General features: G+C 37.1%; 14 protein-coding genes. 3 read left to right on the top strand and 11 right to left on the bottom strand.

Annotation, left to right across the window (positions count from 1 at the left end; all coding sequences use genetic code 11):
• Window positions 1-134: 134 nt before the first annotated feature.
• The 10 genes from M3189_RS20090 to M3189_RS20045 form a co-directional block, all read right to left on the bottom strand.
• Entirely contained in the window at window positions 135-833 is a 699-nt protein-coding gene (locus M3189_RS20090; protein WP_251637081.1) for a hypothetical protein, read from the bottom strand.
• Window positions 830-1,570 carry a hypothetical protein gene (locus M3189_RS20085; protein ID WP_251637079.1) on the bottom strand — a complete coding sequence of 247 codons (741 nt, stop codon included), beginning with the start codon at window positions 1,568-1,570 and terminating at the stop codon, window positions 830-832. Before M3189_RS20085 ends, M3189_RS20090 begins: the two co-directional genes overlap by 4 nt.
• Window positions 1,551-2,453, bottom strand: coding sequence for an ABC transporter ATP-binding protein (locus tag M3189_RS20080; protein WP_251637077.1), 903 nt, complete (start codon window positions 2,451-2,453; stop codon window positions 1,551-1,553). Before M3189_RS20080 ends, M3189_RS20085 begins: the two co-directional genes overlap by 20 nt.
• On the bottom strand, window positions 2,450-2,830 hold the full coding sequence (locus tag M3189_RS20075) for a GntR family transcriptional regulator (RefSeq protein ID WP_251637075.1): 381 nt from the start codon (window positions 2,828-2,830) through the stop codon (window positions 2,450-2,452). The genes M3189_RS20080 and M3189_RS20075 overlap by 4 nt, the downstream gene beginning before the upstream one ends.
• A gap of 290 nt (window positions 2,831-3,120) precedes the next feature.
• Window positions 3,121-4,284 (bottom strand): multiple monosaccharide ABC transporter permease, encoded by a 1,164-nt coding sequence (gene mmsB / locus M3189_RS20070; protein ID WP_251637072.1) that lies wholly within the window; start codon window positions 4,282-4,284, stop codon window positions 3,121-3,123.
• Window positions 4,285-4,289: 5 nt separating this feature from the next.
• A complete protein-coding gene (gene mmsA / locus M3189_RS20065) occupies window positions 4,290-5,819 on the bottom strand; it encodes a multiple monosaccharide ABC transporter ATP-binding protein (protein ID WP_251637070.1) in 1,530 nt (509 codons plus the stop codon).
• Window positions 5,820-5,899: 80 nt separating this feature from the next.
• Window positions 5,900-6,979 carry a multiple monosaccharide ABC transporter substrate-binding protein gene (gene chvE, locus M3189_RS20060; RefSeq protein WP_285889750.1) on the bottom strand — a complete coding sequence of 360 codons (1,080 nt, stop codon included), beginning with the start codon at window positions 6,977-6,979 and terminating at the stop codon, window positions 5,900-5,902.
• 198 nt (window positions 6,980-7,177) lie between these two features.
• Window positions 7,178-8,398 carry a response regulator gene (locus M3189_RS20055; RefSeq protein ID WP_251637068.1) on the bottom strand — a complete coding sequence of 407 codons (1,221 nt, stop codon included), beginning with the start codon at window positions 8,396-8,398 and terminating at the stop codon, window positions 7,178-7,180.
• A gap of 30 nt (window positions 8,399-8,428) precedes the next feature.
• On the bottom strand, window positions 8,429-10,219 hold the full coding sequence (locus M3189_RS20050) for a sensor histidine kinase (RefSeq protein ID WP_251637066.1): 1,791 nt from the start codon (window positions 10,217-10,219) through the stop codon (window positions 8,429-8,431).
• Between the two features lie 24 nt (window positions 10,220-10,243).
• Window positions 10,244-11,254 (bottom strand): substrate-binding domain-containing protein, encoded by a 1,011-nt coding sequence (locus M3189_RS20045; protein WP_251637064.1) that lies wholly within the window; start codon window positions 11,252-11,254, stop codon window positions 10,244-10,246.
• A 392-nt stretch (window positions 11,255-11,646) separates the two neighbouring features.
• On the opposite strand from M3189_RS20045, the gene M3189_RS20040 reads away from it, so the two are divergent.
• From M3189_RS20040 to tatC, 3 genes are all read left to right on the top strand, one after another.
• Window positions 11,647-13,263 (top strand): PhoX family protein, encoded by a 1,617-nt coding sequence (locus tag M3189_RS20040; protein ID WP_251637062.1) that lies wholly within the window; start codon window positions 11,647-11,649, stop codon window positions 13,261-13,263.
• 210 nt (window positions 13,264-13,473) lie between these two features.
• Window positions 13,474-13,671 (top strand): twin-arginine translocase TatA/TatE family subunit, encoded by a 198-nt coding sequence (locus M3189_RS20035; RefSeq protein ID WP_251637060.1) that lies wholly within the window; start codon window positions 13,474-13,476, stop codon window positions 13,669-13,671.
• Between the two features lie 90 nt (window positions 13,672-13,761).
• Window positions 13,762-14,469: a twin-arginine translocase subunit TatC gene (gene tatC, locus M3189_RS20030; protein ID WP_251637113.1), complete on the top strand. Its 708-nt coding sequence runs from the start codon at window positions 13,762-13,764 to the stop codon at window positions 14,467-14,469.
• 105 nt (window positions 14,470-14,574) lie between these two features.
• Here the strand turns inward: tatC and M3189_RS20025 are convergent, their stop codons facing one another.
• Window positions 14,575-15,903, bottom strand: a complete 1,329-nt coding sequence (locus tag M3189_RS20025; RefSeq protein ID WP_251637057.1) for a S8 family peptidase — start codon at window positions 15,901-15,903, stop codon at window positions 14,575-14,577.
• Between the last annotated feature and the right edge of the window lie 244 nt (window positions 15,904-16,147).

Genomic DNA, 16,147 nt, shown 5'->3' with positions numbered 1-16,147 from the left:
GAATGATGTAAGTTTGAGGTTCCCTGTCAGGTATCTTAATCTTACTTCATGAAGTGTACTGGGGTCTTTTTGTAATTTCTGGAGGAAATACCTTTCGACATGTATTATCTAATACACCAGGCACCATCCTCTTCCTATTCTATAAATTGATAATTGATGTAAGAGTGATCGACTAGTTTTAGGTCTTTAGGTATTTTTAGGTACAGGATGCTGGTTCCGCCATAGAAATGGGTTGAGCGGCTGAAGGGTTTTTCTCCTGTGAATTGGTTGACTGTGAATGCATGTTGAAATTGGGAGAATTTGAGTTTAACTTTTTCTGGATTTTTTATTGTTAATGTATTTCCCTTTAGTTCTGCTCGAATCGGCTTTTCTAGTTCCGTTATTTCCATGTTATTTACGCCTGAACGTGTTTTAAAGTGAAGTGCTTCAATTTTACCATCGTTCACCGTTTTTCTCTCCACAATTACTGCGGTATTAATAAGTTCATTGTTTTCGGTTGCAATGGTAAGTTCTTGCTCCTCGTACCCGAAGCTCCATCGCTTATTGATGTATTTATTGTCTACCTTATCGATATTTCCCTCAATCGCAGCTTCATATAACTCCGTGCTTTCTTTATCTAGGTCTTGACTATTCTTTATGACTTTATAGGTTACTTCTTTATCCGGCAGTAGCGGACTCACACCTGTACAAATTAGGAGTATAGCAACATATCCGCCTAACATCCAGCGTAAACGACTTCCCTGGAGGATTTTCTTCATCCTGCCACTTCTTAAAATTCTAACAATCGAAAAGATTATAATTAAGATTATAAGAAAAGGTACAAGAAAAGTCATTCCCTCACCTCCATTCTATTTGATAAGGCAATGGAACTAGTAAAAAGCATAGCAACGATTACCAGTACCTTTAGGACAAATACTAAAACGGAGGGTTCGGTAAATATAAATTGATACATGCCTTTCACCCATTCAAAGCCCAAACTTCCCGCACCCAGTATTCCCGCTCCGATAAAAACTCCTGGAATCAATACCGCAAAAGCCTTACTTATTTGCACCAATGTTCCAAATAAATACCCGAGGCCAGAAAATAGTAGAATGTAAAGAATAGTTGAACTGTATCCAATTACTATTTCTGAAAGTGAAGGACTAGCGGAAATATACCCCAGACCACCAAAAATGTTCATGATAATTTTCATTAATGAGGTTGATAGCATCGCCGTTATTCCACCAACGATACTTCCTGTTAGTAAAAATAGCATGTTTGAAAGATTACTGCTTAATTGATTGGTTACAAACGTAAAATCATCCTTTTTATAGGCAGTTGTTGTGATCAGTATTGCTGTAATAAAAGCCCAGATTATAGTAAAAATAATAACCATATCAGCAGAATAGAACTGAATATCAATTTCAATACTTTCACTGCTCGAACCCATCATTCCAACACCGTTAAACGAGAAGAATACCGCTAATAGCTGGATAAAAATGAGCGATATAAATACTTGTTTATATGCCTTTAATTTAAAAGTAAATTGCTTCTTAACATTATCCAGCAAACTAGTCTTTGATAAAGACATCATCTATTCCCCCTTTTGTTTTACTTGTTAAATACACACAAACATCACTTGAAGTGACTTGCGTTAGAGCAAGATCTGCTGCCTTAGCTTTCTGATGATCAGCTTCAGAAAGGTTGTTTTTTACAACCGCATACGTGCGATTTACTCCGATATCCTTCGAATAGATGACCTCTTTATTCCGTGTCCATTCCTCCACGTTTTCTGACAATCCTTGAATGCCAATTGCCCATTCTTTTAATTCTCCTATCGGCATATGCAGATGTTCTCTTCCCTCTTTAATGAGCAGAATATCTTCTAGTAAATCCTCAATTTCCTCTAAGTGGTGACTTGAAAGTAAAATGGTACGGGGATAAGCGATATAATCCTTAAGTAAGGCACGATAAAAGTCTTTGCGGACGGCCGCATCCATACCAGTAGTAGGTTCATCAAACATCGTTAAAGCACATCGAGCACATAATCCTACAATCATATTAAATGTACTTTTCATCCCCTTAGAAAGATCGTTGTAATAGTGGGTTGATTGGAATGAAAAATAGTCAAATAGACGATTAGCGAGCTCATGGTCCCATTTTTCATAAAACATTGCGGATACATTTAGTACTTCTCTCAGTGTTAATGCGGTCGGGAAATTCATTTGGTCATTAATATAAATGACATTGGCAGAGACCATTAAATTATTAAACGACTTCTCAGAAAAAACCTTAATTTCACCTGAAGTCTCTCGCAAGTATCCGGCAATGGTTTTTAAAAGCGTCGTTTTACCCGAACCATTCCGACCTATTAAACCCGTAATCTTATTTTCTTCGATGGTAAAAGATAGATGATTCAACGCTTTTGTTTTTCCATAAACCTTGGTTAAACCCCTGCACTCAATCACGTTCATTCCCCTGCCTCCCCCGTCTTTACATCGTTTATCATTTGAATTAATTCCTCTTTGCTCACGTCCAACCGTTCGGATTCCATGACAATTTCAATAACTAATTTCTTTAAGGTTTGATTTTTCCGTTTGTTGATGATAATTTCCTTCGCATTTGGCGAAACAAACATTCCAAGTCCACGTTTTTTATACAAAATGTTTTCCTCTGCCAAAAGAGTTAGGCCTTTCGCAGCGGTTGCTGGATTGATTGTAAACAATTCTGCGAGCTGGTACTGCGAGTAAATTTTTTGGTCACTGCCAAAATTCCCGTTCAAAATCTCTCTCTCCAGCCATTCTCCAATTTGCAAATAAATTGGCTTGCTTCCGTCCATATTAAGAATCAACCCTTTTCCTCCTTTCTGACATAGTACATTACTGTTGTAATGTACTATACTACTTTAATTTACAAAAAACAATCATTATTGGAAAATTTTCCAGATATTTTTAAACAAAAAGCTCTGTTAAAGATAGATGTTGATTTTTCATACCGAAATCCTAATGAAGGACTAATCTCATTGGGAACTCTCCTGATTTGTCTTTCATCGACCATTTTTACCATTGCACTAATAATCAACAATAAATTTAACAAAGCTAAACAAAAAAAGAAGACAGCTGCAAACTGTCTTCCACTCGATTATGATGCTTTATTTTTGTTGTAAATATCAAATGCAACAGCCGCTAGTAAAACAAGTCCTTTAATTGCTTGCTGCCAGTCGATTCCTAAACCAATTAATGACATACCATTGTTCATAACACCCATTACAAGTCCACCGATAATCGCACCAGGAACCGTACCGATACCACCATATGCAGAAGCACCACCAATGAAACATGCTGCAATGGCATCTAGTTCAAAAAGGTTACCTGCTTTCGGAGTTGCTGCATTCAAACGTGCAGCGAAAATTAATCCTGATAACGCTGAAAGTACTCCCATATTAACGAATACCCAGAAAGTAACTTTCTTTGTTTTAACCCCTGAAAGCTGAGCTGCTTTTTCATTTCCACCGATTGCATAAATATGTCGGCCAACAATTGTTTTTCTCATAACGAAGGTATAAATCAGAATTAATAATGCTAAGATAATTAAAATATTTGGGATACCATTATACGTCGAGAGTACATATGAGAATACTAGAAGAATAGCTACCAAAACAGCAAGTTTTGCAACAAATACACTTGTTGGAGAAACATCAAATTGATATTTCAATTGCGTTCTTCTATTTTTCAACTCAGTAAAGATTAGAATTACCGATAATACAACACCGATGACAATGGTTAAGAGGTGGATCTCTCCTCCTCCAAATAAATCAGGAATAAAGCCTGAACTCATTCCTTGGAAGGACTTTGGAAATGGCGCGATTGATTGTCCTTGTAACACAACCATCGTTAATCCTCTGAACAACAACATCCCTGCAAGTGTAACAATAAATGCCGGTATTTTTACATAAGCAATCCAAAATCCCTGCCAAGCTCCAATGATTGCTCCAATTAATAAAGAAATAATGATAGCAAGGGGTGTAGAGACATGATATGTAACAATTAATATACCTGCAATTGCACCGACAAAGGCTGCAATTGAACCAACTGACAAATCAATATGTCCTGTAATAATGACTAATACCATTCCGATTGCTAGTACTAAAATATAAGAGTTTTGTAGAATTAAGTTTGTTACATTTAAAGGCTTTAACAGGATGCCTTCCGTTAAGATTTGAAAGAGCAGCATAATAAATACTAATGCAATAATCATACTGGATGATCGTAAATTTTTCTTTGCCATACTTACTAACGTTTGCATCTTTTTTACCCCCTCGTCTTCGTCATAAATTTCATTAGATTTTCTTGAGTGGCATCTTTTCTTTCAACTTCACCAGTGATTCTGCCCTCACTCATCACATAGACTCGGTCACAAATCCCCAAAATCTCAGGAAGTTCAGAAGAAATCACTAACACACCTTTGCCTTCATCTGCCAATTGATTAATAATCGTATAAATATCAAACTTTGCCCCAACATCAATTCCTCGAGTAGGTTCGTCTAATATTAATATTTCGGGCTTGGAAAACATCCATTTACTTAAAACGACCTTTTGCTGGTTCCCGCCGCTTAGGTTCCCTGCCTCTTGCCAAATGCTTGGAGTTTTTATTTTTAACTTTTCACGGAATTTTTCAGCTTCAACGATTTCTTGATTTTCATTAATGACATTATTTCTAGAAATCGAAAACAGACTTGGCAGGGAGATATTTTTTCGGATATCATCCATTAAAATTAACCCGTTACCTTTTCGGTCTTCCGACACATAGGCAAGTCCTTTTTTAATCGCCTGGCTGACATTTTTAAATTGGACCTCATCTCCATTCAAGTAGATGTTCCCGCTTATTTTTTGCCCAAATGACTTACCAAAAAGACTCATCGCAAGCTCAGTTCTTCCGGCACCCATCAAACCAGCGATTCCAACAATTTCACCTTTTTTAATGTTAAAATTAATATTGTCCAGTACCTTCCGATCGCTATGTAAAGGATGATAAACATTCCAATTCTTCACTTCAAAAATAACGTCACCAATTCTAGGCTCTCTTTTTGGATAACGATTGGTTAAGTCACGCCCAACCATTCCTTTAATAACACGTTCTTCTGTAATGTTTCCGCCATGTACATCCAGTGTTTCAATGGTTTGTCCATCACGAAGAATCGTTATAGAATCTGCTACCTTTAAGATTTCATTTAATTTATGTGAGATTATAATAGCGGTTATCCCTTGCTTTTTTAATTCTAGTAATAAATTCAAGAGATTCTCACTATCATTTTCATTTAATGCCGCAGTCGGTTCATCCAAAATTAGTAATTTTACTCGTTTTGATAGTGCTTTTGCAATTTCAACCAATTGTTGTTTACCAACACCGATATCAGTAATCTTTGTATGAGGGTTTTCAGACAATCCTACTTTAGTTAAGAGTTCTTTTGTTTTGAGCGTCGTTTCGTTCCAATTGATAATTCCCTTATTTGCCTGTTCATTACCTAGAAAAATATTTTCTGCTATTGATAGATCTGGGATTAACGCTAATTCTTGATGAATAATGACTATTCCCAACTCTTCACTCTGTTTGATATCTTTAAATTCACATACCTTTTCCTCAAAAAGAATATCACCGGTATATGTTCCAATCGGATATACTCCGCTTAATACCTTCATTAAAGTAGATTTTCCTGCACCATTTTCACCCATGAGTGCATGAATTTCCCCTTTTTTCACTTTCAAATTAACATTCTCAAGTGCTTTAACGCCTGGAAACTCTTTTGTTATACTTTTCATTTCTAATATAATCTCAGACATTGTAACACCACACCTTCATAATGTAATAAATGATTTAGTGGTCTTAAGAAAAAACCACTAAATCATTTTTTTATTATCCTTTATTTAAGGTCCTTTTCGGTCCAATATCCACCATCTACTAATACAGATTTATAGTTTTCTATATCAACAGATACAGGCTCTAATAGATAGGAAGGTACGACTTTCTTTCCATTGTCATATGTTTTTGTATCATTCACTTCAGGTTTTTTACCTTTTAATACCGCATCTGCCATTTCAACCGCTTTCTTCGCTAACTCACGAGTATCCTTAAATACTGTTTGTGTTTGCTCACCGGCAATAATTGATTTTACAGATGCTAACTCCGCATCTTGACCTGTAATAATTGGAAGAGGCTGGCTGGCAGAACCGTAACCAATACCTTTTAAGGAAGAGATAATCCCGATACTAATACCGTCATATGGTGATAGTACTGCGTCTACTCTCTCAGAAGCATACTTGGCACTTAATAGATTATCCATTCTCGATTGAGCAGTAGCTCCATCCCATCTTAAAGTAGCTGCTTGTTCAAATGAGGTTTGTCCACTCTTTACTACTAACTTTCCAGACTTAATATAAGGCTCTAAAATTGACATCGCACCATCAAAGAAGAAATATGCATTATTGTCATCTGGTGACCCTGCAAATAATTCAATGTTAAATGGACCTTTTCCATCTTTTAATCCTAATTTTTCTTCAATATAGGAACCTTGTTGTACGCCTACTTTGAAGTTATCAAAAGTAGCATAGTATTCAACATGCTCCGTATTTTTGATTAAACGGTCATAGGCAATGACTTTGATTTTCTCATCGTTTGCTTTTGATAAAACGTCTGTTAATGCTTCACCATCGATAGAAGCTACAACTAGAACGTCTACACCCTTTGTAATCATATTTTCAATTTGGGATACTTGGTTTTCTACAACGTCTTCAGCATATTGTAAATCCGTTTTATATCCTAAGGCTTCAAATTCTTTTACCATGTTGTCACCATCATGTACCCATCTTTCAGAGGACTTTGTCGGCATGGCAATTCCAACATAACCATTTTTTCCGTCACCAGAGGATTCCTTACTGCCGCACGCTGCTAGAACAAACATCATCATGGTTACTACCAAGATTATTGATAACGCTTTCTTCATTGGTATTACACTCCCCTTATTATCTTTTTATGAGTCAGATTGTTTTCCTGTCTCTAGAAAAATAATAACAGTGCAATTAAATTCCGTCTTTTCAAAAAAATGACTATTTTTATAAAAAATTAACATTTTTTTAAACGCTTACAAAAAAGGCGAAAGCAAAAAAGAGCTACTAAACTAGTAACTCCTTTTTTCCATAGACTATTTTTCAATTGACTGCGCCGTTAATCCTCTTCGATACTGGTTGGGAGACACACCTACAAACTTTTTAAATGCCGTACTAAAATAATGCTGGGTTGCATAGCCTGTCTGCTCTGCAATTTCAACCATTTGTAATTCCGTTGTATGTAATAGTTTTATAGCTTTTTCAATTCTCTTTTGTGTTACTAAACCGACAAAGGATGTCCCCAGCTCTTGTTTAATCGTCCTGCTTAAATAGACAGGTGAAACCTGCAGCAGCGAGGCAACCATTTCTAATGTCAGCTCAGGATTCGTATACGTTTCAGTAATAAAGTTTTTCGCCCTTTTGACGATTGGAGAAATGGGAATTTCCTCATATACCTTCTTTAAACAGCTCTTATAAGCAGATGGAACGCCGCCAAAATCCCCTGTCACCGGTTCTGAATAAATTGTAACAGTTACGTCTAAATGGGTTTGGATGCACTTTTCAATTGTTAAAAATATTTCGTCGTACTCACGACCCCATAATAGGATAAAAAGCAACCCTGAAGAGTCATCGAAAACGAGCTTTGGTTCCTTTCCCAAAATTTCTAACACAATATTCTTTACCCCAAACAGGATTAATTCTTTATCACCCTCTTGTAAAAGAGGCTGTTTACTTTCTAATTCCTGACTCCGGACTACAGCCAGCAGATTCGGGCTTTTCTCTGGCAGCCCCCAAAAAATTAGCTGTTCCTTAACTTTTTCATCTATAAAGCTTCCTGCGATCCAGTTTCGGCAAAACTGCTCTTGAATCATTAACGTATTTTGTAAGATTTGATTTGAAGCTACTTCTAAATATTTCTTTTTTGCTGACTGAATTTTATGTTTCTCACGTGTTCTTTCGAGTACTTCTGTTAAATTGCTTGGTTTAATCGGCTTTAAAATATAATCATCCACCTGTAATCGCAGCGCCTCTTGGGCATAGGCAAATTCATCATATCCAGAAATAACGACAACTCTGCAATTTGGAAGACTCCTGCGAATATTTTTAATTAAAGCTAGACCATTCATAATTGGCATATTTAAGTCAGCTAAAAGAATATCAATTTCATATTTTAACGCTAATTCTAAAGCCTCTTCTCCATCTTCTGCTTCTGCTGCAACTTCCATCCCTATTTCGTTCCAATCAATCGAATACCTAATACCTTCTCTAATGATTGGCTCATCATCTGCAATTAAGACCTTTAAAAACTGCTGCAAGCATAACACCCCATTATGTTCTGAAATTTGTCATTTATTTGTATTTAATGGAAGTAAGATTTTTACGGTTGTACCTTTTCCCTGAATACTTTCGACACTTAGACCATACGGTTCCCCAAAGGTTAATTTAATTCTAGCCTGTACATTCATGACCCCGTAACCAATAGAGTTCTTTTTCCTAGTTTCTTCGAGACGATCGAAAGAAACCGCCAAACCTTCATTTAATCTAGATAGTCTTTCCTCAGACATTCCAATCCCATCATCTTTTACATACATGACTAAATTTCCTTCAGCTGCTTCGACGGTAATAGAAATATTCCCCGGCCCCCGCCTTTCCTTTATTCCATGATAAATCGCATTTTCTACAATAGGCTGCAACACTAATTTAACAACTTCGATATTGTTTAGTTCAGGATCAACAGAAACACTATAATTCAATTTATCTTTATATCTAGCTTTTTGTATTTTTAAATAGCTATGAATATGTTCAATCTCATCTTCTAATGGTATGATGTCATTTCCTTTACTCAGACCAATTCTAAAAAGCTGAGATAGTGATTCTACGAGTTCCGCAACATCCAATGCCCCTTTTTTCCGGGACATCCAATTAATCGTATCGAGTGTATTATATAAAAAGTGTGGTTTAATATGCGCTTGAAGCGCCTGCAATTCTGCGTCCCGCTTTTGCCGTCCTTGAATCTGCATTAAGGCAATCAGCTTATTAATTTGTTCAATCATGTTATTAAAGCTTCTTCCCAACATCCCGATTTCATCCGCGCGGTTACCCCGATAACGAATCGATAAATCCCCTGATTCTACTTTTTTCATAACACTATTTAGTTGATTGATTGGCTTTGACATTGAATAGGACAAATAATAGGAGACACCAATAACAAATGCAAGAACAATAAATAAAATACTTATAATATAAAAATTAACCTGCCTGACCTCCATAACAGATTCCGTTGTAGAAAATACCCCTATCGTCGTCCAATTCGTAAAGGGAGACTTTCTATAAATAAACTGCATGTTTCTACCATTTATTTTTTTTGAAAAGGAGTTTGGAGAGTCAGATTTAAACCAACTTAGTTGAATACTATCTACTAGCGATCCCTGGGGGGAATAAATGACCTCACCCTCATCATCAATAACCATCAAATACCCTGATTTACCTAAGCGAACATCCTCAATAATTTCAGAGATTACCCGCAATTTTAAGTCGATTAAGACGACGCCAATCACCTTTTCCGATTCAGGATCTACGATTGCTCGTGCACCTGAAACAATTTCATGATCCGTATAATTGACATGAGATTTTAAGCTTCTGTCTGCAGGATGACCGATAAAATTAAAAATACCTTTATTCTCTACGGCGTCTTGATACCATCTTTCTTCCGTCAGTGATTTGATATTCCTGGGATACAGCTCGTTACTAAGATAATTACCTTCTTCATTAATCACAAGAATCCCCGCAATTTCAGGATTGACCGTAGTGAAACCTTGTAAGAATTTCTTGAGTTGATAATTATCATTTGAATCTAGATCCTCATCACCGTGTAGAAAACGAATAATATCTGGATTGAAAGAGATTAAATAGGAGACATCCTGCATCGTTTCTCCATATGATTCTAGTGATTTATTAGCCTGGCCAATTAATTGGAGTGTATGCTCAGATGCTTGTTTTTCAATGATATTATCTACTGCCATATTTACTAAGGAACCAAAAGCGATAGAAGGGAGAATACTAATTACAAGTAATAGGACAATTATTTTGGTACGAATAGGCAAATCATTTATTTCAAATGATTTTACTTTTTTCATATTATCACTCTTTTCTATGTTGCCTTACTTCGCATAATAGATGTCAACATTCTCTTTTGTCACAACTGTTATACCAGTATCCATTTTCGGTGGTGATTGATTATTGGCTATGTACTGGGCACTTTCCGGTTCTATCAAACCATGTTTAAGTTCAAACAAATATTGTAAGGACCAAAACCCCATATTCCAGGTCCCCTGAGCTATGGTAGCGGATATACGTCCGTCCTTCACCAAATCTAACGTTTGTTTGTCGGTATCGAAACCAATAATTTTTACTTGATTGTCTACTTTTAAATTTTTCGTTGCTTTAGCTACCCCAACACCGCCATTTGCCTCTGTTACAAACACACCTTTTAAATCAGGATGTTCTTTTATGATTTCTACCGCCAAATTTCCTGAAACTAACTCATCACCTTTTCCATCTTCGATTGCTACCACTTCAATATTAGGGTATTGCCTCTCCACTGTCTCTCGAAAACCTCTCGTGCGATCCATGTGATTTTGTTGATTTGGTAAGGTGATAACGGCAACTTTCCCGCTATTGTCGATTAATTTGGCCATTTTATGAGCTACTGTTACACCAGCATTAAAATTATCTGTTCCTAAGAAGGAATAAGCCTTACTGTCAGGTGCATCAGAATCAAACATGACAACAGGTATCCCTGCATTAATCGCTTTGTCAATGGTTGCATTTAATGCATTTGGATGCATCGATGAGATGGCAATACCTGATGGTTTCCTAGCGATAACCTGTTCAAGAACGGTGATTTGCTCATTCACGTCATATTGTGTTGCACCCCGGTATTCTACGGATACATTTAGCGCTTGGGCAGCATCCTCAAATCCTTTCACAACATTCTTCCAATAATCAATCCCAACGAGGAATGTAACCATGACATATTTTTCATCGATATCACCTTGAAGCCCTACTCCGTTTCCATTAGAACTTGCAGGCAATTCCCGCGATTGATAGTTTACTAAATAGATAAGAAAGGCACTGATTAAAATAGCATAAACAAGAATTAGCTTTTTCACATGAAACCCCTTTCAGAAAACTATATTAAAGGATTGGGCAAAATCTATTATACAATGATTCCTGCCATTTGCGATTAGTATATTTACCAAAAACTGCAATTGGACATATAAAAAAGAGACATTAGGTTTCCCCAAGTCTCTTTTCATTAATACATTGATAGAACTTTATTTTAATTCTAAGCGTATTTGATTTCCTGATGGATCAATTTTTAGGCGGAATCCCCTCCATTTATGAATGGGTGAGTGTCAGCGTCTTTACTAAATTTACAGATAATTAAAGTAATTTATTTTTTCTTAACAAATCTTTACATTCCCTTAATTAACATTACCAAAGGGACTACCTATAATCAAAGTGTAAGGTTCAAAATCGAATCAAAGGGGAGAATGATTATATGGATCGCCGTTTATTTTTAACCTATGTTGGAAGTGGTACCGCTGCATTAGTTGCCGCATCATCTGGGATTGGAGCATTAACAGGAAATGCTATGACTGGAGACCATTTAATGAATGGACAGCCATCCGGAAAGGGCAAATCACTTACTTCACCGTTCAAATCAATTAGTCGTACCTGGGAAAACGATGTGGTACTCCCTAAAGGGTACAACTACTCCATTATCGCTTCTTATGGTGATAAGATTAACTCATTGGGTGAAAAATTCGGGGATGCCGCTGACCTTACAGTCTATTTTCCAATGGATAGTTTAAAAGGTGGTAACAATTCTGAAGAAGGTTTGATTTGGGTAAATCACGAATTCCCTGAACCGGAAAACTATATGAAATTGCTAGGAATCAATGAATCTACTTTCAAAAAGGAGAATCTAGCAAACTATCCCGATCTTCTAAAAATGGAAAAAGAGGCTGTCGGCGGTTCTGTCATTCACGTTAAAAAAGAGAAAGACGGCTGGAAGCTTGTAGTTGATGATACATATAATCGCCGTGTCGATGGTAATACTCTAATTGAATTAACTGGTCCTGCACGCGGAAGCAAGTATGTAGGCGGCGCTAAGACTGTGGTTGGTTCATTAGGAAACTGTAGCGGCGGACGTACTTTATGGAATACCGTTCTATCTTGTGAAGAAAACACAGAATATGGCGATGATTATGGCTGGCCTAATTTTACCGATGAACATTACGGCTGGGTAGTCGAAGTTGATCCGTTTGATTCAAAAAGAACTGTACGTAAGCACACTGCCCTCGGCCGCTTTGCCCATGAAAATACAGCAATGGGCTTAACCAATGATGGCAGAGTTGTCGTATATATGGGTGATGATAAAGGCGATGCATGCTTCTACAAATTCATTAGCAGCAAGAAGTTTAATCCTGCCAATCGTGAAGCCAATTTCGATATCCTAGAAAGCGGAACTTTATTTGTAGCCAGTATGAAGGAGCAAAAATGGATTGCTCTCGATCATGCAACAAATTCTAAGCTTCAAGGGCAGTTTGCGGATCAAGCTGAGGTCTTAACGAATGCACGTGCTGCAGGAAAAGCCGTTGGCGGTACACTATTAGATCGTCCAGAAGACGTGGAAATTCATCCTCATGACGGATCCGTTTTCTTAGCATTAACAAACAATACGGGTCACGGTAATTTCCATGGTCAAATTGTTCGATTTGCTCCCGCAAACGGCGATCATGCTAGTGAAGCCTTCACGTTTGAGGTATTTGTTGCTGGCGGACAGCAAAGCGGGATTACTTGCCCAGATAACCTTCACTTTGACAGCAAAGGAAATCTATGGGTTGTGGAAGATTTTGGTGCAACCGAAACGAATCAATATGCTGCTTATAAAAACTGTGGTGTATTCATGATTCCAACGGATGGAAAAGAATACGGGGAACCTTTCCAATTTGCCTCAGGTCCAAAAGGCAGTGAATTAACAGGTCCATGGTTAACGCCAGACGAAAAAACTTTATTCTTAGATGTACAGCATCCTAGCACTTGGAATCTATATCCTAATCAAACCTTTGGACGCTCGTGTTTAATTGCTGTACAAGGCGGAAGCTTCAAATAAGTATATGTGGAAGGGGCTTTTCTCATCATGTTCGTTTGTTCAAACCACGTAAGAGATGCCTTGAAGCTTATGTTTATTCCTCACGTGAAGGTAATTGCAGAGGAAGAAAGCTTTCGTTGTCATCTTTGTAAAAATAAAGCCAAATATAAGCTTTTTAGTTTTGGACATACTCGAAAAAAGACAAAAGAAGCTATCTAAGGAGGTTATTCCATGCTTCAAAACATAGGTATCCCGGGCTTAATTCTGGTTCTTGTCATCGCACTAATCATTTTCGGGCCATCAAAACTCCCTGAACTAGGTCGTGCTGTAGGCTCAACCTTAAAGGAATTTAAAAAATCAACCCGTGATTTAGTATCGGATGATGCCAGCGAAAAAGAACAGCCCAAAAAAGAGGAAAAAATGATTTAAATGAATGGCTGTATTTGTGGAAGATGCGAGCAGTAGGTTGTGCTTGCGTCTTTTTTTAAGGGGGGAAAATGGTTGAGTAAACAACAGGATATGGATTTAATTGGTCATTTCGAAGAATTACGAAAACGACTGATACTTATAATTGGAACCTTTATGGTGTTATTCATTTTAGCTTTTATTTATGTAGAGGATATTTATCAATGGCTTGTACAGGATGTAGAGGTGAAATTGGCCATTTTAGGACCTAGCGATATATTGTGGGTGTATTTAATGCTATCCAGTGTCCTAGCTATTTCAGGAACTATCCCTATGGCCGCTTATCAAATTTGGCTGTTTGTTCGACCAGCATTAAAGGATATGGAACGGAAAGTCACACTTGCCTATATTCCGGCCTTATTCCTCCTTTTTATCGTAGGAATTAGCTTCGGGTATTTTGTCATCTTTCCGATTGTCTTTCAATTCCTTCTCTCCCTGTCGGAGGATATGTTTATGACCTTCTTTACCACAGAAAAATATTTTCAGTTCCTGCTTCATATGACACTGCCATTTGGATTCTTATTTGAACTTCCTGTTGTCATTATGTTTCTGACAAGTCTTGGAGTATTAAACCCATACCGATTACAAAAGATCAGAAAATACTCCTATTTCGTTCTAATCGTTACGGCCGTTTTAATCACACCACCGGATTTATTATCTGATATTTTAGTTATAATCCCACTTATCCTTCTATATGAGTGCAGTGTTTTATTATCAAAGGTAGTGTACCGACGAAAGCAAAGATTAACCCTAGCTGCATGAGTTCTAGTTCTTAAACTCTACCTTTCAAAATAGAATAGTACACCTAGGTATCATAAACAGCCCGCAAGTAGTTAATAGTTTAACTTACTGGCGGGCTGTTATTATTTATTTAGGAATGGAGCCATCTGCATTAATATATCCGGCACCGTATATGTTTTCATCTCTTTCTTGCCATAAACCTGCTCCAGTTTTTAGCGAATCTTTTATTTGCTGAGGCGTTAATTTTGGATTGTGCTGTTTTATTAATGCAACGATTCCTGCACATATTGGTGTCGCCATTGAAGTACCCGATAAAACAAAGTAATCATTCTCAATTCTATTTGCTTTTTGCAGCTTGTCCAAATAGGAGTTAGGCGAACGCAAAGAAACAATATTAACACCCGGTGCGAGGATATCAGGTTTGGTGTAGTTATATATCGTAGGTCCTCTACTTGAAAAACTCGCAACATCATCATCCGTTCTTGTCTCGGCTGTATTGCGATCGTCAAGTGCTCCAACTGTAATGACTTTGTCACTGATACCAGGGCTTGCTATAGTACCTGCCTCAGGCCCTTCATTTCCAGCTGCCACACACACCACTATACCAGAAGCCCAAGCTTCCTCCACTATTTTTACCATCGGGTCATCATTTTCACTTGTATATCGCTGTGCCGTACTTCCCAAGGACATACTGATGATATCAATTCTATTTGCAGGGTTATTTTCATTGTATTGAATACACCATTCAACCCCATCCATAACGGTTTCTAAAGATCCTGACCCAAGTTTATCTAAAACCTTTACCCCAATCAGATATGCTTCTGGTGCAGGTCCTTTGTAAAGAAAATTGGAAGCCGCTCCATTTCCAGCAGCATCTCCTGCACAGTGCGTTCCGTGACCATTATCGTCGTATGGGTCTGTTCTATTATTGATAAAATCAACAAAGTCTACAATTCTACCAGATAAGTCCTGGTGAGGATAGATTCCTGTATCAATCACTGCAATAGTTACGCCATTCCCTGTTAACACTGTATTATTTCTTTGTATATCTTTTGCATTTGCAGAAGGTACAGCTACATCAAGTAGCGCATGAACCTCTCGATTTAAATAGACTTTACGAATATGCTGACAACTCGAGAGCATTTCTTCTAATCCTTTTGGAGTTACATCGGCACTGCAGCATGAAACTCTTGAATACTCACGTTTCATATTATTTAAAAAATTACTATTCATAACTTGCTTTACCTCATTACAACCTGATTCAAAGCACCCCTTTTCAAACTCAATAATAACAGAGAACTTTCTCCCCAATTTAAGAGCCCCTTCAAACATATTATGCATAAAACATGGTGTCCATTTAAAGGGTCTATAAAGATTCAAGAGTCTTTCACGTAAAGGCTTTTCCAACTTATCAGCATGGGCTCGTACCATTTGAACCATCGAATAACCAAACAAAACTATCACTTCCTTTCATATTTTTAATAAAATATGTTTTCTGGAAGAAATAGGAACGGCGGTTGTCCTACTAGATTCGGTGACAGGCACCATTTATTCATTTTTTGTCATTTATACATAACGTTTATTCATTTTTATTTTATTATCAATGATAGTTTACCGGTGAAAACAAAGATTCAAGCTAGCAGCTTGAGTCCTAGTTCTTATTCTCTTGTATTCATAATAGAATGATTTATGACTTCTA

It is taken from the genome of Neobacillus niacini (assembly GCF_023715415.1).
Lineage (GTDB): Bacteria > Bacillota > Bacilli > Bacillales > Cytobacillaceae > Neobacillus > Neobacillus niacini_C.
Note: the sequence above shows the minus strand (reverse complement) of the source record. Positions and strands in the feature narration are given on the sequence as shown.